Origin of the sequence: Mesorhizobium sp. WSM3864 (assembly GCF_002294955.1) — a bacterium.
Taxonomy (GTDB): Bacteria; Pseudomonadota; Alphaproteobacteria; order Rhizobiales; family Rhizobiaceae; genus Mesorhizobium.
Map to the genome: position 1 here is coordinate 21,550 of NZ_NSGD01000022.1, position 21,052 is coordinate 42,601.

The 21,052-nt window shown below is 63.5% G+C and carries 17 protein-coding genes; 5 read left to right on the forward strand and 12 right to left on the reverse strand.

Going from position 1 to position 21,052, the window contains the following annotated elements:
• Positions 1–135: 135 nt before the first annotated feature.
• The 12 genes from CK215_RS26825 to CK215_RS26880 form a co-directional block, all read right to left on the reverse strand.
• Entirely contained in the window at positions 136–1,575 is a 1,440-nt protein-coding gene (locus tag CK215_RS26825; protein WP_170950410.1) for a hypothetical protein, read from the reverse strand.
• Entirely contained in the window at positions 1,568–2,035 is a 468-nt protein-coding gene (locus CK215_RS26830; protein WP_095832712.1) for a DUF5681 domain-containing protein, read from the reverse strand. The genes CK215_RS26825 and CK215_RS26830 overlap by 8 nt, the downstream gene beginning before the upstream one ends.
• On the reverse strand, positions 2,025–3,371 hold the full coding sequence (locus CK215_RS26835; RefSeq protein WP_095832713.1) for a DNA modification methylase: 1,347 nt from the start codon (positions 3,369–3,371) through the stop codon (positions 2,025–2,027). Before CK215_RS26835 ends, CK215_RS26830 begins: the two co-directional genes overlap by 11 nt.
• A gap of 256 nt (positions 3,372–3,627) precedes the next feature.
• On the reverse strand, positions 3,628–4,491 hold the full coding sequence (locus tag CK215_RS26840) for a hypothetical protein (RefSeq protein WP_095832714.1): 864 nt from the start codon (positions 4,489–4,491) through the stop codon (positions 3,628–3,630).
• 595 nt (positions 4,492–5,086) lie between these two features.
• On the reverse strand, positions 5,087–6,745 hold the full coding sequence (locus tag CK215_RS26845) for a glycerol-3-phosphate dehydrogenase/oxidase (protein ID WP_245307593.1): 1,659 nt from the start codon (positions 6,743–6,745) through the stop codon (positions 5,087–5,089).
• 2 nt (positions 6,746–6,747) lie between these two features.
• Positions 6,748–7,515, reverse strand: a complete 768-nt coding sequence (locus CK215_RS26850; protein ID WP_095832715.1) for a DeoR/GlpR family DNA-binding transcription regulator — start codon at positions 7,513–7,515, stop codon at positions 6,748–6,750.
• Positions 7,512–9,038, reverse strand: a complete 1,527-nt coding sequence (locus CK215_RS26855; protein WP_095832716.1) for an FGGY-family carbohydrate kinase — start codon at positions 9,036–9,038, stop codon at positions 7,512–7,514. Before CK215_RS26855 ends, CK215_RS26850 begins: the two co-directional genes overlap by 4 nt.
• A 77-nt stretch (positions 9,039–9,115) precedes the next feature.
• Positions 9,116–9,988 (reverse strand): DeoR/GlpR family DNA-binding transcription regulator, encoded by an 873-nt coding sequence (locus CK215_RS26860; RefSeq protein WP_095832717.1) that lies wholly within the window; start codon positions 9,986–9,988, stop codon positions 9,116–9,118.
• Between the two features lie 144 nt (positions 9,989–10,132).
• Complete coding sequence (locus CK215_RS26865) at positions 10,133–11,080, reverse strand: D-ribose ABC transporter substrate-binding protein (protein ID WP_067326966.1); 948 nt, start codon at positions 11,078–11,080, stop codon at positions 10,133–10,135.
• A 115-nt stretch (positions 11,081–11,195) separates the two neighbouring features.
• Positions 11,196–12,248 (reverse strand): ABC transporter permease, encoded by a 1,053-nt coding sequence (locus CK215_RS26870; RefSeq protein WP_067326969.1) that lies wholly within the window; start codon positions 12,246–12,248, stop codon positions 11,196–11,198.
• Between the two features lie 20 nt (positions 12,249–12,268).
• A complete protein-coding gene (locus CK215_RS26875; protein WP_067326972.1) occupies positions 12,269–13,807 on the reverse strand; it encodes a sugar ABC transporter ATP-binding protein in 1,539 nt (512 codons plus the stop codon).
• Positions 13,804–14,460 (reverse strand): DUF2291 domain-containing protein, encoded by a 657-nt coding sequence (locus CK215_RS26880; protein WP_095832718.1) that lies wholly within the window; start codon positions 14,458–14,460, stop codon positions 13,804–13,806. Before CK215_RS26880 ends, CK215_RS26875 begins: the two co-directional genes overlap by 4 nt.
• 768 nt (positions 14,461–15,228) lie before the next feature.
• Here CK215_RS26880 and CK215_RS26885 point away from each other — a divergent pair.
• The 5 genes from CK215_RS26885 to CK215_RS26905 are packed head-to-tail and all read left to right on the forward strand — an operon-like array spanning position 15,229 to position 21,051.
• A complete protein-coding gene (locus CK215_RS26885; protein WP_245418837.1) occupies positions 15,229–16,821 on the forward strand; it encodes an FGGY-family carbohydrate kinase in 1,593 nt (530 codons plus the stop codon).
• 1 nt (position 16,822) lies between these two features.
• The gene (locus tag CK215_RS26890; RefSeq protein WP_095832720.1) at positions 16,823–18,340 is read left to right on the forward strand and encodes a glycerol-3-phosphate dehydrogenase; all 1,518 of its coding nucleotides are present in this window, start codon (positions 16,823–16,825) and stop codon (positions 18,338–18,340) included.
• Positions 18,340–19,272: a TIM barrel protein gene (locus CK215_RS26895; RefSeq protein WP_095832721.1), complete on the forward strand. Its 933-nt coding sequence runs from the start codon at positions 18,340–18,342 to the stop codon at positions 19,270–19,272. The genes CK215_RS26890 and CK215_RS26895 overlap by 1 nt, the downstream gene beginning before the upstream one ends.
• Before the next feature lie 41 nt (positions 19,273–19,313).
• A complete protein-coding gene (locus CK215_RS26900) occupies positions 19,314–20,276 on the forward strand; it encodes a sugar-binding transcriptional regulator (RefSeq protein ID WP_067326986.1) in 963 nt (320 codons plus the stop codon).
• Positions 20,277–20,283: 7 nt separating this feature from the next.
• Positions 20,284–21,051 (forward strand): triose-phosphate isomerase, encoded by a 768-nt coding sequence (locus CK215_RS26905; RefSeq protein WP_095832722.1) that lies wholly within the window; start codon positions 20,284–20,286, stop codon positions 21,049–21,051.
• Position 21,052 lies beyond the last annotated feature (1 nt).

Below are 21,052 nucleotides of genomic sequence, written 5' to 3' on the forward strand. Positions count from 1 at the left end.
TGATCTGGCTCGACTCAGGGACAGCCGCTGCTCTATCGGCGGCCGTCGATGAGGGTCTTGGTTGAGGCAAATCAAAGGCGCAAGGGTGCACATGGACGCACATGGCGAGAAGGCGTCACGCCTCCGTTTGCCTGGTCAAGTCTTGGGCCGGTAGCGATCGAAACGGCTGGGCCGAGGCTTGATTCTGTGGAAATACGGGTCGGGTACGCCCGGCGGCTCCGAGCCGGTCAGCCATCGCAGATATTGCGTAAGAGCGTCGACCTGATCATCGTTCGAGCCGAATGGAAAGGCGGTCAGTTCATCCAGAAAATCATCGATGCCGGGAATACCAGCGAGAATATGGACATACTGCGCGGTGATCTTGCCCATGACGGCGTCAAGGCGTTGCTCCTTGGACAGGCCTCCGGTTCCAGTTTCCTGCACGTTAGCACCACTTGCCCTGAGGTCGGCCGCCAGAGAAATGCCGGTCGACGTGGGTTCGATCAGGTGACGCGCTGGTTGATATTGTTCATTCAGTGCGAGAGCTTGAGCTTTCAACGCGAGATAGTCGAGCCGGTTTCGGCTGATGCGTTTCAGATAGCTTACTGCGGAATGCCTTTGGAAGACCAGGCATACGGAGTAGGACGAGCCAGGGGTGGTGCTTGATGCACAGTCCCAGGAAAAGATCGTTTCGCCGCCGCTGGGCAGGTTGGGAGCAATAGGGAAGTACGCCGCCTTGAGAACGCCGGATTCACGCGCCGTGGGACGTTGTTGGAACTGGGTCGCATAGACGTGGGGGGCCAGCGTATCGACCTCCTTAGCGATAATTTCAGGCGGGTACAGGCTAGGTTGTAAGACCTCGCCTTTTCTGCGCCGGAACCGAATGTCGCCGCGAATAAAGAACTCATCCTCTTCCGCTCGGAACGGGAGCTTGAGATGCTCGAAACCAAGTGAAAGCAGGTAGCCGGGTAGGTCACCGGTATGAAACCGGTGGCCGATGGAGACCACGGACTTACGCGCCGGGTTGTTGCCGCGGGTCGAAATGACAGACTGAAACGAATTGATGACTCGATCTCGGGAGGCTTGCGAGTCTGCATCCTGTCCCGAGATAGCGTCGTCGAGGAAAGCAACGTCTGCGCCTCGTCCCTGCATTGCTCGGCTGTCGAAGCTGGTGGCCAACAGCCCGCCGCCAGCCGTCGTGCGGAAGTCCATTGTGGCATGCCTATGGTCATCGATCTGAAGTCCGGGGAAGATTTCCGCGTATTCCTTCATGCGCATTATCACTCGGCATTTTCCAGCCAGGTCCTTTGAAAGGCTGTCAGAATGGGTGACCAGCATTACCTCTCGATTCGGGAAGAGGCCAAGGTACCAAGCGATCGCTGCAATAGACGTAGAGGACTTGAGATGACGCGGAGGCAAGTTGACCACCAGCTTGCCGTCCGTTCGCCGCAACATTGCGTCTTCGATATATTGCGACATAAGGTCCATGTAAGGGAATTGCTCATAACCTGACACTGCAATCCGCAGGATCCTGTCATTGAACGCCCATAGGTGAGTTCGACACAGCGCAAGAATAGTTTCTCGTGGCTCAGTCATTATTGGCCCCCTTATCTGTGACCTCACTACCATTTGCTTCGGTCATTGGCGGATCGCTTGGGTTCTGGTTGCTAGTGAGGTTTTCCAGCCTGCGAGCGACGAAGCGCTCCAAGATTTCGGCTTCTTCAGCCGAAACAGGGGCCGCCGCGACAGACTGCGAGCTTTCAGGAATGCGAAATTGATCAGGCACGAGGCTCATCAGCACCTGAATCAATCTGACGTCCTTCTTCAGGGCCCCTGAGACAATCGTCTTGGCCAGCGCTTCGCGTTTGGTGAGGATGCGCTCTTGGCCGTTCTCGTGCACCGTGATGCGCCGCTTGAGTTCATCCAGGATCTCGAGCGCGACGGTGCCGGATTTTTTCGGGCGACCCTTCGGGTTTCCCGACTGTCCCGGTTTGAATCGGGACTTTTTCGGGGGCTTGCCGTAGCCGACCTTTTCGTCTCCGCCCTCAGTGCTCATTGGCAACCTCCTGCGACGTCTTGCCTGCCTCGGTCGCGGGGGCGGTTTGGGCCTCCTCGAATGATAGGCAGTCGAAGGACCGGACGGCTGAGCGGCCGGTTTCGGCCTGCCAGCGGCGAATGGCCAGATCGACGAAACGGGGCTCGATCTCCACCCCAAGGCAGATCCTCTTGCAGCGCTCGGCGGCTAGCAGAGTGGTGCCAGATCCCAAAAACGCGTCGAAGACGATGTCGCCAGGTTTGCTGGAATCACGCAGCGCGTCTGCGACCATTGCAGACGGTTTGACGGTCGGATGTTCGCTCAAAAGGTAACGTTCGGGCCCCATCACGTTGACACCCCGGTACTGCCAAACATTCGAGCGTGATCGGCCGTGTTTGCCCAATTCTACGTTGTTGCGATGCTTCTCGCCGGCACGTTTGAAGATGGCGATCAGCTCGTGTTGGCTACGATAGAAAGAGCCCATGCCGGGATTGGTCTTGACCCAGACGGCAAGGTTGACGAGTTCAAGACCGAGTGTTTCTCCGGCTGTGATGAGATCGGCAGCGTGGCGCCAATCCATGCACACATATGCCAGCCCACCGACGGCAAGTCGCCCGAAAATCCCAGTGAGGATCGCCAGCAAAAACGCCGCGAACTGCGCCTTCGTCATTTCTCCGGAGGCCATCGCGAACTCTTGGTGACTTGCCTTACCAAGGCCAGACACGAACCCTTCTATGGGAACGTTATAGGGCGGGTCCGTGAAGCAGACGGACGCCATCATCCCGTCAAACAGACTTTGCAGCAGGCTTTCATCCCGGCAGTCGCCACACGCCAAGCGATGTGTGGAGGTACCATTATCAAGAATCCAGATGTCGCCGAGTTTCGAAACCGGCGCGTCAACACACAGGCTCGCATCGAGCTGTTCGACATCGCCAGGAGCGTCGACGTCCAACTCCAGGGTGTCTTCGATTTCGAGGGTATCAAAGCCAGTTAGATCGAGTTCGTACCCGATCTCCGACAGGAATTTGAACTCTTGCGCCAGCGCCTGCTTACTCCATATTCCATCCTCGCCGAGCCGGTTCATCGCTAGCTTTAATGCTCGCCTGTCTGCTTCCGATAGATGAGATATGTCGATCGTAGACATATGGCTGAGGCCAGCCATCTGGGCCGCCTCTAGCCTCGCATGGCCGTCGACCACATAACCGCCTTGCTCTATGAGGATGGGAAGGATCTGCCCATACTTCTCAAAGTGTTTGAGGAGCTTGCGAATTTTTCGGATGCTGTGGTTCCGCACAGCGTGTGGTGAACGCCTAAGTTCCGAGATGGCAGTGAGGTGCATTTCGAGGTGGTTTTTCATTGGGCCGCTCCCAGGTCAGTGCGGTGTTGGTGCCGACAACAAAGGAGAGATCTCGCCAACAGCGGGACGGCAGTTTGATTGCATTGAGAAAAGGGGATCGATGTGTATGCCATGGGATCCTAGTCCTCGGTTCGTGCCGCAGACAGGGCAACCCCAGTCTCGGCGTTGATTATGGGTCAGGGGCAGGGCCGTTGGCCGCTGTCCCCAAAGTTGGTTTTTGAGAGATTGCCCGTGCCTTGTGGCGTCAAGACTCGCGTCAAAGGAGCCGCACGAGGACACCAGGTCGAAAATCGTTTGGCTCGCTTCCCAAGTGGGGATTTCGGGTTTCCGGGATCTCGAACCTGACAAGCCCTCCTAGGACGCTCAGCCGCTCGGTTATGTCCTCGACAATTCCGACGTACCAGGACCCGACCTCATAGATCACGGAGACAATCCATCGATTTTCGCAGCCGATCGCCTTTTCGATCCGGAAGCAGTCGCGGAATGGGTACGAACCTCGATAGTCATAGTAAGGAGGCCAATGACGGTGAGGGGCGCCGTCTGCCGTCCGCTCGATGAGATCCATGTCTTCACGGGGATGATCGGATTCGTCTTCGCGCCGGGGGTATCCAAAAATTTCCCAGAGCCGGGGGCTGGCTTCGAACCAGCTAAGGTCTTGATAGCAGCGCCACCTCGCCTCCCGACTTCCGTACCCCTCCCACATTGAATGTTCGTCGGGCCTAACCGAATTGCTGACGTCCAGAACCACGAATGCATGTTCATCCAAGCGGGGCTTGGGAGTGTTCACGCTCTCGCTTTCACCGGACTGCGCAAGGGGCGCTATGTCCGAGATCGGAATGAGTCCGAACTCCGGCTTGCCTTTCTTCGATCTTCGCGGGTTTAAATGCGGAGGCGGGGAAGTGACCAGGGCGTGGGTGATGCCTGCTTTGCGTGCCAATCGCAGAGAAGATTGAATTCCGGTCGCGTAGAAGTTACCCTTGACGGGGATTGGAACGAGACTACTGTCTTCATCCAAGCGAATGTGTTTTCGGTGTTGCGGTAAGCCGAAACTGGCGCCGTTCAGGACCGTCGCACCCGCAGATGCGATTGCGGAAAAGAAAACTCTGAGTTGTATGTTCATTTGTGAGATCACCTCGCGTTATGCGAGGGATCCCAGGGGCGGGGCCTCGCATAGGTAATAGGCTCGGCGAGGACACATGCTCACCCGCTAACCGGAACGAAAAGGGAACGAATCTGTGGTGGCTTGGTAGCCACAATGCGATTGGGTTCGTGGTGTTACGAGAATGTCACGGTTTTTTGCTTTATGACCTTCTTCTTGAGACAACGACGTCTATGGCTAATGGATCCTCGTTGCGAAGGCAGGTGCAACTAATGGTAGTGCGCTAGCCGAGTGTGGCCAACCGTGAAGGTGCTCAAAAGTCGCATAATATGCAGTCTGGAACTGCCCTGCATTGGGTCCATCTGAACCACGGAAAAACGGTCCGACTGCTTAGCGCGCCATGTCGGTTGTCAGGTGGGGCGCTATCGAATAACAGATATGCGAGCGAACACGGTGACGCTTCGCATCGGTGGCAAGGAGTTGTTGGCAGGCCGAGCGAGCTCAAAAGGCGCTAGCACAACGGCCCATTAGTGCATAACGCACTTGGTCGGCCCTGGTGGACATCCACCGCCGTGGCCGGCTGTGTCGTCGACGTCGACTGGCAATGGGATCCTGGCTATTCAAACCAAAATCGGTGCCGCTCCGTGAGCTCCTTCGACGTCGCTTCCAGCTCCTTCTCGCGCTGCCCCGCATCCCACCCCAGCGCGGCCGCCGCGGCGTCGGCGATTTGTTCGAGATTGCCGCGGCTGAGCCGGCCGGTGATCGCCAGCGCGGTGCGCCGCATGACTATGTCGACCAGGTGGGCGACATTTTCGTTGCGCGCCAGCCAATCGATTTCCGCCAGCGTATAATCGGACGCGCCGGCAAGCGACTCCGTCTGCTGTTCGGCTTCGTGCGCCAGGATGAGGCGGGCGGTCGTGCCATAGCGGTCGAGCAGTTTTTCGGCGCGGGCGGGCGATGCACCCGTCTCGGCCGTGATAGCGGAGATCCAGCTTGCATGAGCGGCCGCATCGGCCGGAAAATCGCGGCCGCCGCCGATGGCGAGGCTTTGCGTGCTTATCCGCCTCGGCTGGCCAAGCCTGGACAAGAGCATGTCCGCCACCTCTTCGGCGAAGCCGCGGAAGGTCGTCCACTTGCCGCCCACCAAGGACACGATCGGCCAGGTTCGGTTGCCCTCGATCTCCATGACGGGCGCCGAGTGGTCGCGGCTGATCAGGCCAGGCGCGGTGCCGTCCGACGCCGGCAGTGGGCGGATGCCGGAATAGGCGTAGACGATCTGCTCGCGGCAAAAGGCAAGACCGGGCAGAAGCTCGCTGAGGCTCGCCAGGAAATAGTCGATCTCGCCATCCTCGCAGCGCACCGTCTCGGGGTCGGCGGCGCGGATATCGGTCGAGCCGACCAGCGCCCGGCCGAGATAGTCGAACACCAGGCATATGCGGCCGTCATTGGCCTCGAAATAGATCATGCGGCCGTTCAGCGCCCGCAGCAGGTCGGGATGGTCGAGCAAGATGTGCGAGCCCTTGGTGCCGCCGATCAGCCGTGACGGCACGCCGAGTGCAGTGTTGACATGGTCGATCCATGGCCCGGCCGCGTTGACGACGATGCGCGGCCGGAAGCCGAGCTCGCCGCCGTCGGGCAGGGCGAAGCGCACGACGCTGCCGTCGCTGTCCAGCAATCGCACATAGTTCAAGGCGTCGGATTCGGGGCTCGCCCTGATCCCGTCCTGGAGAAGCTCGAGCACCAGCCGCTCGGGATGACGGACGGTGGCGTCATAGTAGGTGCCGGCCGCGACGATGCCCGGCGTCAGCGGCGGTATCTCGCTCAGCGCCCGCGCTTTAGACCACATACTATGCCGGGGCATGACCCGGCGGCGGGCGCCGTAGAAGTCATACATGGCAAGGCCGATCTTGATCAGGAGAGCGCCGCGGCCGCGCGGAGCGGTCGTGCTGCCGAAAAGGGTGCGCAGCGCGTCTCCGATGCCCGTCAGCCAGGAAAAGACCGGGATGACGGTCGGCAGCGGCCGCACCGCATGCGGGGCATTGCGCAGCAACAGGTTGCGCTCCAACGTCGATTGCGCGACGAGGCCCAGCTCGCCCGTTTCGAGATATTTGATCCCGCCATGGATCAGCCGCGACGGCGCGGCGCTGGTGCCGGAACCGAAATCCGCCTTGTCGACGATCGCGACCTTGAGGCCCTGTTCGCACAGATCGCGAAACAGGCCGGCGCCGTTGATGCCGGCGCCGATGATGAGGACATCGACATCGCGTGTCGCCACGATCATTGCACCGGCACGATCTTGAGATTGACCCCGGCCGCCTTCAGGTTGCCGGCAACCTCGTCGGGAAGGCCGTCGTCGCTAAGCACGAGATCGAAGTCGGTGAGGTCTGCAAACAGGTGCAGCGCTACCTTGCCGAACTTGGAGGAATCGATGAGCAGCACGCTGCGCGAGGCCGCTGCCGCCATGGCCTGCTTCACGCGCACCACCTGCGGGTCCTGAATCAGCGTCGCGGTGTTGTCGATCGCCGAAGCTGAGCAGATGAGCAGGTTGACCCTGATCTTCTGCAGCGCGTTCTCGCAGATGTGGCCGATGAAGGCGTTGTAGGTCGGATGGTATTCGCCGCCGAGCAGGATCAGCTTCAGCTCGTCTTTGCCCACCAGCTGTTCCGCCAGAGACAAGCTGTTGGTGACGACGGTCAACGGCGCGATCTGGGGCAGCAGTGGGCCGAGCGCATTGGCGGTGGTCGAATCGTCGAGCAGCACGACCTGGCCTGGCTCGATCTCGGCCAGAGCCGCCCGGGCAAGCGCCCGCTTGGCCGCCGCCGCATGCGTCTCGCGGAAACGGAAGAGGCTTTCGTAGACGCCGGACGGCTGCGCGCTGACCGCGCCGTGCAGCTTGCGCAGCACGCCTTGGCGCGCCAGCTCGTCGACGTGGCGATGGATGGTCATGCGCGAGACGCCGAATGCCGTCACGAGCTCGTCGATGCGCGCCTCGCCATGCTGAATGACATAGTCGGCGATGTCCTGACGGCGGTTGTCCGCGTTCATCGCGTTCCCCCTTCCGCCAGCGCTTCGATCGACGGCCAGGCCTCGGCGAGGCGGTTGGCGATGTCGCAGTGCAGCCCGTAGCGCTTGTCCATGGCGGAGCTGCGCTCAGGGGAGGGCCGGTAGGTGCGGCCAAGCGCTGCCAAGTCGCGCGGATCGTGCCGCGGCGAGGCGAACAGGCCGACGCCGGCGCCGGCGCAGAGTGCGGCGCCCCATGCGGCGGCTTCTTCCGTCTCGGTCACCGTGAGCGGCATGCCGAGCACATCGGCGAAGACCTGCGCGAAGGCCGGGTTTCGGGAAATGCCGCCGGTCAGCCGCGCCTCGCGCGGCGCAAAACCTTCGCGCAGCGCATCGACGTGGACGCGGTGGTTGAAGGCTATGCCTTCGATCACCGCGCGCAGCATGTCGCCGCGATCATGCCAGCCGCGCAACCCGAGGAAGCCGGCGCTGGCGGCCGGGCCATGCGGCGAGCCGAACAGATAGGGATGGAAGAGCAGTGTCGATGGCCGCGCCAATGCCGCCTCGATTTCAGGACCGACGATGGCGTGGATCGAACGCCCGTCGGCTTCCGCCGCTGCCCGCTCGGAACCGCACAGCGTGTCGAGGAACCAGTCATAATTCGCCGCCGATGCCGGCGAGATCGACATGTTGTTCCATTCCCCGGGCTTCAGGCCGTTGCGGCAGAACCAGCGGGCATCGATGCGCGGCGCGGCCGAGACCGTCTCGTTGATCGAATAGGTGCCGGCGACGATAGCGACCACGCCTTCGCCATAACCGCCGATGCCGAGCGCCGAGGCAGTTACGTCGTGCAGGCCGGCCACCACCGGCGTGCCGGCAAGCAGGCCTGTGTAACCTGCCGCCTGCACTGTAATGGCGCCGACGATTTCGTCCGGCCGCGCCGCCGGCGGCAGCGCATCGGCGAGTGCTTCGAGACCGAAGATCGGCAGGATGTCCGGCGCGTAGGCCTGGCTGTCGACCGCGGTGAAGGAGGTACTCGCCTCGGTGAGGTCGGTGCCCAGGCTGTCCGTCAGACAGAAACGCAGCCAGTCCTTGCAGGCAAGCACATGGCCGATGCGGGCAAAGCGCTCCGGCTCGTGATCGCGAATCCAGGCCAGTAGCGAAGAGGGCGCCGACGCATGTGGCGTCTGACCGGTTCGCGACAGCGCCTTGCCGGCCGTCCCGTCGGTTTGCCACTGGGCGGCGACGTCTCCAGCTCGGCTGTCCAGCGACAGGATGCCGTATCCGAGCGGCCGGCGGTCGCGATCCAGCGTGTAGAGCCCGTCGCCATGCGCGGTGGCGGCGACGGCGGCGATGTCCGAGGGTGGACGTCCGCAGCCGGAGACCGCTTCCGCGATCGCTTCGGCGGCGGCGTGCCACAGCTCGTCCATGTCGCGCTCGACATGACGCGGTTCGGAGATGAACTGCGGCAAGCGGCGGCGGGCCACGGCCAGCGGCGCGCCTGCCTCGTCGAAAACCACCGCCTTGGTGACGGTCAGCCCGCTATCGATTCCCAGCAGACAGGGCATACGCTCCTCGCCATGCACATCGCGTGCATCTCTTGAGGTTTTCGCATACCATCATGTTAAATTAACATCAACGGATGTTACAATAAGCTGCCTCTAACATGTTCTTGTCGCACGGCGGCGACGACGACGCTCATGCCGCCTGCCTTCATATCCTCGACCTGTCGCGGCGGGGTTCCGTCGTCGACGACGATGACGTCGAACTCGTTCAGCGCGCACATTGCATGCAGCGCCCGGCGCTCGAACTTGGTGTGATCGGCAAGCAGGATGCGCATGGCGGCGCTGTCGAACATGGCGCGCTTGGTCTCGACCATTTCCGGTGACTGGTGGAACACCATGCCGTCGGTGATGGCCGACATCGACATGAAGACGCGGTCGGCCCGCAGCCGCCGGATCTCCGTGACCGTGACCGGACCCATGAAGGCGTTGCACCAGTGGTAAAACTGCCCGCCAAGCCCGAGCAGCGTCAGGTCGCGCGTGTCCTTGAGCTCATTCATCAGGGTGATGGAATTGGTGATCGCCGTCAGCGGCACGCGCGCGGCAAGATGCGGCACGAGCTGCAGGACGGTGGTGGAATCGTCGAAGAAAACGGCTTGTCCGGGTTCCAGGAAGGACGCCGCCGCCTGCGCAATCGCGCGCTTCTCGGCTCCCTGGCGCGAGGAGCGGTAGACGTCGCTCGATTCGATGAGGCTGGTCGGGGCGGCCGAGACGATGCCGCGCGTCTTGCGCAGCAATCCCTTCTCGACTAGTTCGTCGAGGTCGCGATGCGCGGTCATCAGGCTGATGCCGAAACGCTCGGTGAGATCCTCGATGCGCATCGTGCCCTCGGCCATGACGGCCTCGGCAATCATCCGGCGGCGCGCCAGCTGGCGCGCGTGGCGGCTGTCGGCGGGCACCTGATCCCCGGCAAGGGTCTTCAACGCCTGCTCGGGCCGAATCTCGCGATCTGTCATCCAAGCCTCTCCTGCCGATGCCATTCGCATATCTGGCGCCGATGGCAAGCGGGCACCTTGGGGGCAGGTAGGGTTTTGCGCATCGAATGTCTTTGCGCGGGAGGAAAAGGGGCGCGCAACGTTTGCGCGCCCCAATCCGGCGGTTCACTGGGAGAGCGTGAACGGCCCGGTGTATTTGTCGACATTGTCCTTGGTGATCAGGGCGCAGTCGAAGAGCTGCTTCTCGGAGGCAGCACCCGTCGAGCCGGTCTTGATGAACTTGTCGGCCTGCTTCACGGCTTCGGCCGAGAAGACCGCCACAGGCTGCAGCACCGTGTACTGCATCTCGCCCGCCTTGACGGCGGCGACCGCGTCCGGTGAGCCGTCGAAGCCGCCGACCTTCACCTGGGAGAGCTTGCCGGCTTCCTTCAGCGCCGCGATGGCGCCGAGGGCCATCTCGTCATTGCCGGAAATGACGCCCACGATGTCGGGATGGGCCTGCAGCAGCGACTGCATTTTCTGGTAGCCCTGGGTGCGGTCCCAGTTGGCCACTTCCTTGCCGGCCTTCTTGAGGTCCGGATATTGGGTGAGCACGGTCTCATAGCCGTTCGAGCGCGTCGCCGCGTTGTTGTCGGCCGGATTGCCGAACAGCTCGACATAGTTGCCCTTGTCGCCGATCGCCTCGACCCACTGCTGCGCGCCGATCGCGGCGCCCTGGGCGTTGTTGGAGACGAGCTGCGCCTTGGCGAGACCGTCCTGGTTGATCTCGGCGTTGACCAGGAAGACCGGGATGTTGGCGGCGATCGCCTTCTTGACCGCGCCGATCGAACCGTCGGCATTGGCCGGGTCGAGAATGATCGCCACCGACTTGTTGGTGATGGCGGTGTCGATCATCGTGCTTTCGGTGTTGGTGTCGCCCTTGTGTGCGCTGACATTGGCCGTGTAGCCGAGGCTCTCTGCCGTGGCCTTGGCGACCTGGCCTTCGGTGAGCCAATACGGATTGGCCGGGTCGGTCACGATGATGCTGATCAAGCCGGCCGCCCAGGATTGGCTTGCCATCAGCGGCAGCGCCGCGGCGGCGACCAACAGGATCCTTCTGGTTTTATCGATCATTTCTCTCACTCCCTCTACAGATTGTGGTTTCGGATTGCGGTTGCCGATTTGTCTCGGCCTTCTTTCCGGCACTGTCTCCTTGCGGTCCCGGAGAAGCTTTTGGCGAGGCGCGGCGTCACTGTCGGACGCCGCGGGCCCCGTATTGGATGGTGTTCATGAGCACGGCGAGCACGATGACGGCGCCGGTGAAGACGGTCTGCCAGTAGGAGGACACGCCGATGATGACGAGGCCGTCCGAAAGAAAGCCGATGACGAACGCGCCGAGCATGGTGCCGCGCACGGTACCGCGCCCGCCGGTCAGCGCGGCGCCGCCGATGACGACCGCCGCGATTGCGGTCAGCTCGTAGGTCGTGCCGGCGGTCGGACCGGCCGATGTCAACTGCGAAGAGAGCACCAGGCCGGCGATGGCGGATAGAATACCGGAGAGAGTATAGACCGTGATCTTGACCCGCTTGACCGGCACGCCTGACAGGTCGGCCGCGTTCTCGTTGCCGCCCGCGGCATAGAGCCAGCGGCCGAAGGAGGAGCGGCTGAGCATCAGCCCCGTCAGCCCGGCGAGGGCCGCCAGGACCAGCACGCTGATCGGCACCCCGAAGAGCCGGTTGAAGCCCAGCCAGTCGAAGCCGGTGTTGCCGAGGTCCGGCCGGCCGGCGAGATTATTGTAGGTGAGGCCGTTGGTCTGCAGCAGCGCGATGCCGCGCGCCATGTACATGACGCCAAGCGTGGTGACGAAGGCGGGCACTTTGAACCAGGCGATAAGGATGCCGTTGAGCGCCCCCAGCAAGGCGCCGAGCGCGCAGGTCAGCACGACCACGGCCCATACCGGCGGAAACAGGATGACGCCGAGCGGTTTCAACTCCACGCCCTGCATGAGCGCGCCGGCGACGACGCCGCACAGCGCCAGGATCGAGCCGACCGAGAGGTCGATGCCGCCGCTCAGGATCACCACCAGCATGCCGATCGCGAGTATGCCGTAGATGGCGACATGCGAGGACATGATCAGCAGATTGGAGACGGTGAGGTAGTTCGGCGACAGGAACGAGAAGACGATGATGATGGCGATCAGCGCAAAGAAGGCGCGGCCCTTCAGCAAGAGCTTGATGGGACTGGTTGTCCCCCTCATGGCTGTGGCCGGAGCAGAGATGCCGTTGGCGCTCGGTTGCGTCATAGTTCTTTTCCGTGCTCCGCTCAGGCCGCCACGGCCTCGCCCGAGGCGGCCATGATCTTTTCCTTGGTGATGTCCGAAGTGAACTCGGCCGAGATCCGCCCGCGCCGCATGATGATGATGCGGTGGGCGATCGACAGGCACTCGTTGACTTCCGATGTGGTGAAGACGACGGCCTGCCCGGCCGCCGCGTGGTGAGCCAGAATCCGGAACACCTCTGCCTTGGCGCCGATGTCGATGCCGCGGCTGGGTTCATCGAGCAGGATGACCTTCGGATCGGTGGCGAGCATCTTGCCGATGACCACCTTCTGCTGGTTGCCGCCGGACAGCGACCCGATCGGCACGTCCGGTCCGTCGGTCTTCACGGTCACATCCCGGATCGACTTCTGGATCAAGGCCCGCTCGAGCCTGATGGACGTGAAGATCCCGCGCGTGAATTCCATGATCGAAGCGAGCGAAAGATTCTGCCCGACCGACATCGTCTGGACGAGACCGTAGCGCTGGCGATCCTCGGGCACGAGCGCAAGGCCGCGGGCGATGCGCTCGCCGATGGCAAGGTGGGAAATCTCCTTGCGTTCGAGCACGATCTCGCCGGACGTCGCGCTGAGTTTGCCGGCGACGGTCTCGAGCAGCTCGGTCCTGCCGGCCCCCATCAGGCCGTAGATGCAGACGATCTCGCCGGCCCTGACGTCGAGCGACATGCGGTCGACGACGTTGTAGCCGCCGCCGGCCGGGTCCGGAACAGTCAGGTCGCGGACCGAGAGCATGACCGGACCGAAATCATGGCCGGTCGGCGGACTGCCCAGATCATAGTTCTCGCCGACCATGTTGCGCACGATCCATTCAAGGTCGATATCGGCGCGCGGCGCATAGGCGGTCATATTGCCGTCCCGCAACACCACGGCATGATCGGTGATCTGCAGGGCCTCCTCCAGATGGTGCGAGATGTAGACGATCGACACGCCTTTGGCGGTAAGGTCGCGGATCACGCTGAAAAGGACCTCGACTTCGGTGGCGGAAAGCGCCGAGGTCGGCTCGTCCATGATGAGGATCCGGCTGTCGACCGAAAGCGCCCGTGCGATCTCGACGATCTGCTGTTGTCCCAGCCGCAGTTCCTCGACAGGGGTGAGCGGATCGATGTCCTCCTCAAGCTCCTGCAGCAGTCTACGGACCTGGCGTTCCTCCTCGGCGTAGTTGACGCCGGTCGGGCCGGTGATCTCGCGCCCCATGAAGATGTTGTCGCGAACCGACAGATTGGGCGCGAGGCTGAGCTCCTGATGAATGATCGAGATGCCGTGGTTGCGCGCGTCGGTGGAGGAGGAAAACACGATGGGCTGACCGTCGAGAACGATCTCGCCGGATGTCGGCTGCACCACCCCGGAGAGGATTTTCATCAGGGTCGACTTGCCGGCGCCGTTCTCGCCGAACAGCGTCGTCACCTGGCCGCGGTGAATGTCGAAATTGACGCCCTTCAGCGCCCTCACGCCGTTGTAGGACTTGGCGATGTTGCGCGCCGCCAGAACCACTTCGCCGGCCTGCCGGGAGCTCGCAGCGCTGCTCATTTGACGGTGACCTTGACCGGGGTGATCAGCCAGTTCTTCGGGTTGATGAGGCGGAAGACGCCGAAGATCTCCAGCGTCTTGCCGGACAGGCTGGCGGTGTCGATAGCGTCGAGGGTCGCCTTCTTCATGGCGCGGTTGATGCCCGAGCCGGCGTCCTGGAATTCGATCTGGTTCTTGAACTTGCCGAAGACGATGTCGCCTGTCGCATCGCGCAGATCGGTGCCGTTGATGGCCGGGCCGGCCTGCACCCGAACATGGATGTCGGCCGGCACTCCGTCGGCCTTGAGCTCGTAAACGCCGGATTTCGCTTCGCCCGCGACCGCCGTCAACCTGACAGGGATGATCGCGCCGGTCGACGAGGCGGTTCCGTACTGTTTGGCGGCGGCGTTCTTGTCGGCCATCACCGCCGGCCCGAAGGTTGCGGCGTTGACGGCGTGCTCGACGACGAAGGCCTGGATGCGCGGGAACTCCTTTTCGCCGAAACGGTCAGGCGAAAACGCTTCCTGGCTGACGTCGGCGGACGATCCGATCTGGACCACCTTCGTGTCGAGCGCGATCGCGGCAAGGACCACGACGCCGAGGCCAACGGCGACAATCAGATTGCGGCGCGGCGCAGCCGGTGCCTTCGGCGTCGGGCTCGACATGGCGTTCATGGTTCAGAGCCTCGCCGGCGATGGAACGAGGCGGGCAGGGGCTGCGAATGCAGGACGCATCTCTGCAGCCGGACGGGGACACGGCATAGTCGGGTCGCTTGCTTGCATCGATTTCTCCCACCCTTGGCCGACGATGCAGCGTTCTCCTCCCGCCGCATCCACGCCCCATCTGTCAGTTATGTTATGTTAATGTTATCTTCTGCGTCAAGCATGTTAGATCAGAATTCCGTTTTGGTCCGGATTTTGGTTCGTTGGAAGGGGCTCTCTCGGCCAAGCGATTTACAGGACGGCATCTCCCGGAGCAGCCAGCCGCTATCCCGGATCGTTGAGATTATCCATCTCGCAGATACGGCACGGCAATGCTGCAGGAGCGAATCTATTGGCATTAAGAGTTTGATTTCAGCAGAGATTATGCTCGCCACACGGTGCTGCGGCGCAAGCTGAAAACGAGCCTGAACCATCCGGCTGCCTGTTTGCCCGCTCTCTCGTCCGTCTGCCGAAGACGACGGAGAGCAGACGTTTGGGTTCCTCCTGACTGATAACAGCGTACCTGAAAAAATTTTCGATGTCTGCAAAAAAAATCATGCATTGTGTTATTTCCATGATAATTTAGAGTGGACTGTGTAAGGCGCCGTTACGGAGGAGCGTGCAACGGCGTATTTTCGCCGCCGCCTCTTCGCGGTGGAACTTCAGGCGGGAAAATCAGGAGGAGACGGACATTGCCCTGTTGCCGATTCAGGCATGGTCGCATCGGATGCGGAGAGATCCGTGGCCGCCGCTGACGTCATCATAGGTATCGATTCCGGCACGTCGATCATCAAGGCGGTCGCCTTTGAGCTGAATGGCCGCCAGATCGCTTCCGCTTCGGTTCCGAACCGATACGCGTCCGGCGCCGACGGTTCGGCGACGCAGTCGCTCGCCCAGACCTGGCGCGACTGCGTGGCTGCGCTCCGAGGGCTCGACGACAAGGTTGAAAACCTGGCGGCGCGCACCGCGGCGCTCGCGGTGACCGCACAGGGCGACGGCACCTGGCTCGTGGGTCGGCAAGATGAGCCTGTCGCCGACGCATGGCTGTGGCTCGATGCCCGCGCGGCGCCGACCGTCGAGCGCCTGGCCGCCGGCCCGCTTGGCCGCGCCCGTTTCGAGGCGACGGGAACCGGGCTCAACACCTGCCAGCAGGGCAGTCAGATGGCCCATATGGACCGCCACGCGCCCGAGCTTCTCGACCAGGCCGAAGTGGCGCTGCACTGCAAGGACTGGCTCTATCTGAACCTGACCGGCATGCGCGCCACCGATCCGTCGGAATCAAGCTTCACCTTCGGCAATTTCCGCACCCGCCGCTACGACGACACGGTCATCGAGGCGCTCGGCCTTTCCGGCCGGCGCAAGCTCTTGCCCGAGATCGTCGACGGCACGATGGTAACCCATCCGCTTACCGCCGCGGCGGCGGCCGAGACGGGTCTGAAAGCCGGCACGCCCATCAGCCTCGGCTATGTCGACATGGTTATGACGGCGCTTGGCGCGGGGGTCTGCGGCGGCGAGGGGGATGTCGCCTGCTCGATCGTCGGCTCGACCGGCGTGCACATGCGGGCCATGCCGACGGGCTCCGTGCACCTCAACAAGGAGGGCTCGGGCTACGTCATCACTTTGCCGGTTCCGGATCTGGTGACGCAGGTCCAGACCAACATGGCAACCACGCTCAACATCGACTGGGTTCTCGGTCTCGCCGCGGATGTGCTGAAGGAATTCGGGCACGAGGACGGTCACCGCGATATGGTCGCCCGCATCGATCGTTGGCTCGGCGACAGTCCGCCCGGCCAGATCGTCTATCATCCCTATATCTCGGAGGCCGGCGAGCGCGGGCCGTTCGTCAACGCCAACGCCCGCGCCGGTTTCGTCGGCCTGTCGGTAAACCACCGCTACCCGAGCCTCGTGCGTGCCGTGATCGAGGGGCTAGGGCTCGCCATGCGCGACTGCTACGCGGCGATGGGCGACCTGCCGTCGGAGTTGCGGCTGTCGGGCGGCGCGGCCCGCTCGCAGGGATTGCGCGGCATCCTGTCGGCGGCGGTTCATGCGCCGGTGCGCGTTTCCTCGCGCGAGGAGGCGGGTGCTGCCGGCTGCGCGATGATGGCGGCGGTCGCCATCGGCGCCTACGGCGACATGGATGCCTGCATCGCCGACTGGGTCACGCCGCTGCTCGGGCCGGTCGAGGCGCCCGATCCGGCGCTGATCGGCGTCTATGACGGGCTGTTCCCGGCATTCGGCGCGGCGCGCCGTGCCCTGGGGCCAGCCTGGGACATGCTGGCCGCCCAGCGCCGCAACACGGCTGTCGCCTCCGCCGAAACGCTGGAAGGAGCATAGGATGGGGCCCGAGCCGAAAATGGTCGACCTCTTCGTCATCGGCGGCGGCATCAACGGCGCCGGCATCGCCCGGGACGCGGCAGGTCGCGGCCTGTCGGTCGTGCTGTGCGAAAAGGACGACCTTGCCGAGGGCACGTCCTCGCGCTCCGGCAAGCTGGTGCATGGCGGCCTGCGCTATCTCGAATATTGCGAGTTCCGGCTGGTGCGCGAAGCATTGATCGAGCGCGAGGTCCTGCTCAAGGCCGCGCCCCATATCATCTGGCCAATGCGCTTCGTGCTGCCGCATAGCCCGCAGGATCGGCCGGCCTGGCTGGTGCGGCTCGGCCTGTTCCTCTACGACCATCTGGGCGGCCGAAAGCGGCTGCCCGGCACGCGCACGCTCGACCTCGAGCGCGATCCCGAAGGAACGCCGCTGCTCGACCAATATACGCGCGGCTTCGAATATTCCGACTGCTGGGTGGATGATGCGCGGCTGGTGGTGCTCAACGCTGTCGGCGCCGCCGAGCGCGGGGCCGAGGTGCTCACCCGCTCGCCTGCCGTCTCCGCCCGCCGCGAGAACGGCGCCTGGACGGTAACGACGAAAAATGCGATGACCGGCGAAACGCGGCTCTTCCGCGCCCGCTGCCTCGTCAATGCCGCCGGCCCCTGGGTTTCGGACGTCATTGGCCGTGTCGCGGGATCGAACTCGTCGCGCAATGTGCGCCTGGTCAAAGGCAGCCACATCATCGTGCCGAAATTCTGGCAGGGCGCCAATGCCTATCTGGTACAGAACCACGACAAGCGCGTCATCTTCATCAACCCCTATGAGGGGGACAGGGCGCTGATCGGAACCACCGACATTGCCTATGACGGCCGCGCCGAGGACGTCAGGGCTGACGAGGCCGAGATCGACTACCTGCTTGCGGCGGTGAACCGCTACTTCAAGGAGAAGCTGCGGCGCCAGGACGTGCTCTACTCCTTCTCCGGCGTGCGGCCGCTGTTCGACGACGGCAAGGGCAACCCGTCCGCGGTGACGCGCGACTATGTCTTCGACCTCGACGAGAGCGGCGGCGCGCCGCTGCTCAACGTCTTCGGCGGCAAGATCACCACGTTCCGCGAACTGGCCGAGCGCGGCATGCACCGGCTGAAGCCTACTTTCCCGAAGATGGGCGGGGACTGGACCGAGACCGCGCCGCTGCCCGGCGGCGAAATCCCCAATGCCGACTACGAGACCTTCGCCAATGGCTTGCGCGAGGCCTATCCGTGGATGCCGCGCGATCTCGTCCATCACTATGGCCGGCTCTACGGCGCGCGCACGCGGGACCTCGTCACGGACGCGGCCGGCCTCGACGGCCTTGGCCGTCATCACGGCGGCCTGCTCTACGAGGCGGAGGTGCGCTATCTCGTCGCCAGGGAATGGGCGCGCACGCCCGACGACATCCTGCTTCGGCGCACCAAGCACCATTTGCATCTCACCGAAGCCGAACGGCACGCCTTCGCCATGTGGTTCGAGGCCGAGCGCCTTGCCGAGGCTGCGTGATGGCGCTGACGCTTTCCCTGAACACCAACCCACTGGTCAACCGCTTCGCCGATCCGGACGACCTCATCGAGACCGTCGCGCGCGACCTCAGGCTGCGCGACCTGCAGCTGACGCATGAGTTCATCAATCCGAGCTGGCCGGCGCCGGTGATCCGGCGCCTGACCCGGCAGATGGTCGCGGCCTTGCGGCGCACCGGCGTGCGCGTCACGAGCGGCATGACCGGCCCCTATGGCCGGCTCAACCATTTCGGCCATCCAGACAGCGATGTGCGCCGCTACTATGTCGACTGGTTCAAGACCTTCGCCGACATCACCGCCGATCTCGGCGGCGTCTCCATCGGCACCCAGTTCGCCATCTTCACCTTCAAGGACTATGACGACCCGGCCCGGCGCGAGGCGCTGATCCGGATCGCGGTCGACTGCTGGGCGGAGGTGGCCGAGCACGCCAAGGCAGCCGGGTTGCGTTACGTTTTCTGGGAGCCGATGAGCATCGGGCGCGAGTTCGGCCACACGATCGCCGACTGCCTGAAGCTGCAGGACAGGCTGACCAAAGCCGACATGGCCGTGCCGATGTGGATGATGGTCGACATCGACCATGGCGACGTGACCAGCGCCAATCCGGATGACTACGATCCCTATGCCTGGGCTCGCGCGGCGCCGAAGCTGTCGCCGATCATCCACATCAAGCAAAGCCTCATGGACAAGGGGGGGCACCGACCCTTCACCGCGGCGTTCAACGCCAGGGGCCGCATTCATCCCGAACCGCTGATGAAGGCATTCGCCGAAGGTGGCGCCGCCGACAACGAGATCTGCCTGGAGCTGAGTTTCAAGGAGCGCGAGCCGGACGATCGGCAGGTCATCCCGCAGATTGCCGAAAGCATAGCCTTCTGGGCTCCCCATATCGACACGGGCGTGCAAAGCCTGAATGTCTGAGTCGGCTGAGAATGGCCCAAACGCACGATCAAGGACTGCAGATGCCGAAACGCCCAGGTCAACTGGATCCCGAAGGGTCGCTCGCGATCCGTGCCGCCTGGTTGCACTACGCCGGCGGGCTTACCCAGGCCGAGGTGGCGAAGCGACTGGGGTTGCCGTCGGTCAAGGCGCATCGGCTGATCGCCCGGGCTGTCGCCGACGGCGCGGTCAAGGTCTCGATCGACGGCGAGGTCGTCGAATGCGCATTGCTGGAGAACCAGCTCTGCGATCGCTTCGGGTTGGACTTCTGCGAGGTCGCGCCGGATCTGGGCGAGGATGACCTTCCGTTGCGGGCGCTGGGGCTTGCGGGCGCCGGTTTCCTGCGTCGCGAGATGGAGCGCGGCGAGGACAGGGTCATCGGTATCGGCCATGGCCGCACGTTGGCCGCCGCGGTGCATCAGCTGCCGCGCTTCGAGGCAGCCGGCGTCCGCTTCGTCTCGCTGCTCGGCGGCCTGACGCGCAACTACGCCGCCAATCCGCACGACGTCATGCATCGACTGGCCGAAAAGACCGGCGCGCAGGCCTACGTCATGCCGGTGCCCTTTTTTGCCAATTCCGCGGAAGACCGCGAAGTGCTGCTGGCGCAGCGCGGCGTGCGGGAAATCTTCGAGATGTCGAACCGGGCGACGCTGAAATTCGTCGGCATCGGCACGGCGGATGCGGGCGCCCAGCTCGTGGCGACCGGCATGATCGAGCCGCGCGAGATTGCCGAGATCACCGCCGTCGGTGGCGTCGGCGAAATGCTCGGCCACTTTTTCGATGCGCGCGGCCGGGTGCTGGAAACGACGCTCACCGCGCGCACGCTCGCCGTCGATCTGGACGGGTCGGCGGATAGCCGCATCATCGCGATCGCCGGCGGTCCGACAAAGGTCGAGGCGGTCCGCGCGGTGCTCAAAAGCGCGCGGCTGAAGGGGCTCATCACCGACGAGTCGACCGCCAGGGCGCTCGTGAGCGAAACGGAATGACCACCGCATGACACAGTCCAAGCACGTCTGGATCGGCACGAGTTGGAAGATGAACAAGACGCTTGGCGAGGCGCGCGCCTTCGCCGGTGGCCTGCTTGCCGACCCGCAAGGCGATCCGCGCATCCAGCGCTTCGTCATCCCGCCCTTCACGGCGGCGCGAGAGGTCAAGGCGATGCTGAAGGATACGTCGGTCAAGGTCGGAGCCCAGAACATGCATTGGGCCGATGACGGCGCGTGGACGGGCGAGATTTCGCCGCTGATGCTGAAGGATTGTGACCTCGATATCGTCGAGCTCGGCCATTCCGAGCGCCGCGAGCACTTTGGCGAGACCGACGAAACCGTCGGCCTCAAGACCGAAGCCGCTGTGCGCCACGGCCTCATTCCGCTGATCTGCATCGGCGAGACGTTTGCCGAGCGCGAGGCCGGCCGCGCCCGCGACGTCCTCGACCGGCAGGTGCGCGGCGCTTTGTCGAAGCTTTCGGCTGCGCAGAAGGGCGCGCCGATCCTGTTCGCCTACGAGCCGGTCTGGGCCATCGGCGTCAACGGCATTCCGGCGACCTCGGACTATGCCGAGGCCCGCCAGGCGGAGATCACCGCGGCTGTTCAAGAGGTGCTCGGTCGCCGCGTCCCTTGCCTCTATGGCGGTTCGGTCAACCCCGACAATTGCGCCGAACTCATCGCATGCCCGCATATCGACGGGTTGTTCATCGGACGCGCCGCATGGGCTGTCGAGGGCTATCTCGACATCCTGTCCAGATGCGCCGCCAAACTCTGAA

Coding starts and splice junctions, on each gene's coding strand:
- CK215_RS26890 (WP_095832720.1), top strand. CDS start 16,823: ATGGGGCCCGAGCCGAAAATGGTCGACCTCTTCGTCATCGGCGGCGGC.
- CK215_RS26825 (WP_170950410.1), bottom strand. CDS start 1,575: ATGACTGAGCCACGAGAAACTATTCTTGCGCTGTGTCGAACTCACCTA.
- CK215_RS26835 (WP_095832713.1), bottom strand. CDS start 3,371: ATGAAAAACCACCTCGAAATGCACCTCACTGCCATCTCGGAACTTAGG.
- CK215_RS26895 (WP_095832721.1), top strand. CDS start 18,340: ATGGCGCTGACGCTTTCCCTGAACACCAACCCACTGGTCAACCGCTTC.
- CK215_RS26855 (WP_095832716.1), bottom strand. CDS start 9,038: ATGCCCTGTCTGCTGGGAATCGATAGCGGGCTGACCGTCACCAAGGCG.
- CK215_RS26905 (WP_095832722.1), top strand. CDS start 20,284: ATGACACAGTCCAAGCACGTCTGGATCGGCACGAGTTGGAAGATGAAC.
- CK215_RS26875 (WP_067326972.1), bottom strand. CDS start 13,807: ATGAGCAGCGCTGCGAGCTCCCGGCAGGCCGGCGAAGTGGTTCTGGCG.
- CK215_RS26830 (WP_095832712.1), bottom strand. CDS start 2,035: ATGAGCACTGAGGGCGGAGACGAAAAGGTCGGCTACGGCAAGCCCCCG.
- CK215_RS26865 (WP_067326966.1), bottom strand. CDS start 11,080: ATGATCGATAAAACCAGAAGGATCCTGTTGGTCGCCGCCGCGGCGCTG.
- CK215_RS26900 (WP_067326986.1), top strand. CDS start 19,314: ATGCCGAAACGCCCAGGTCAACTGGATCCCGAAGGGTCGCTCGCGATC.
- CK215_RS26880 (WP_095832718.1), bottom strand. CDS start 14,460: ATGAACGCCATGTCGAGCCCGACGCCGAAGGCACCGGCTGCGCCGCGC.
- CK215_RS26860 (WP_095832717.1), bottom strand. CDS start 9,988: ATGACAGATCGCGAGATTCGGCCCGAGCAGGCGTTGAAGACCCTTGCC.
- CK215_RS26870 (WP_067326969.1), bottom strand. CDS start 12,248: ATGACGCAACCGAGCGCCAACGGCATCTCTGCTCCGGCCACAGCCATG.
- CK215_RS26840 (WP_095832714.1), bottom strand. CDS start 4,491: ATGAACATACAACTCAGAGTTTTCTTTTCCGCAATCGCATCTGCGGGT.
- CK215_RS26850 (WP_095832715.1), bottom strand. CDS start 7,515: ATGAACGCGGACAACCGCCGTCAGGACATCGCCGACTATGTCATTCAG.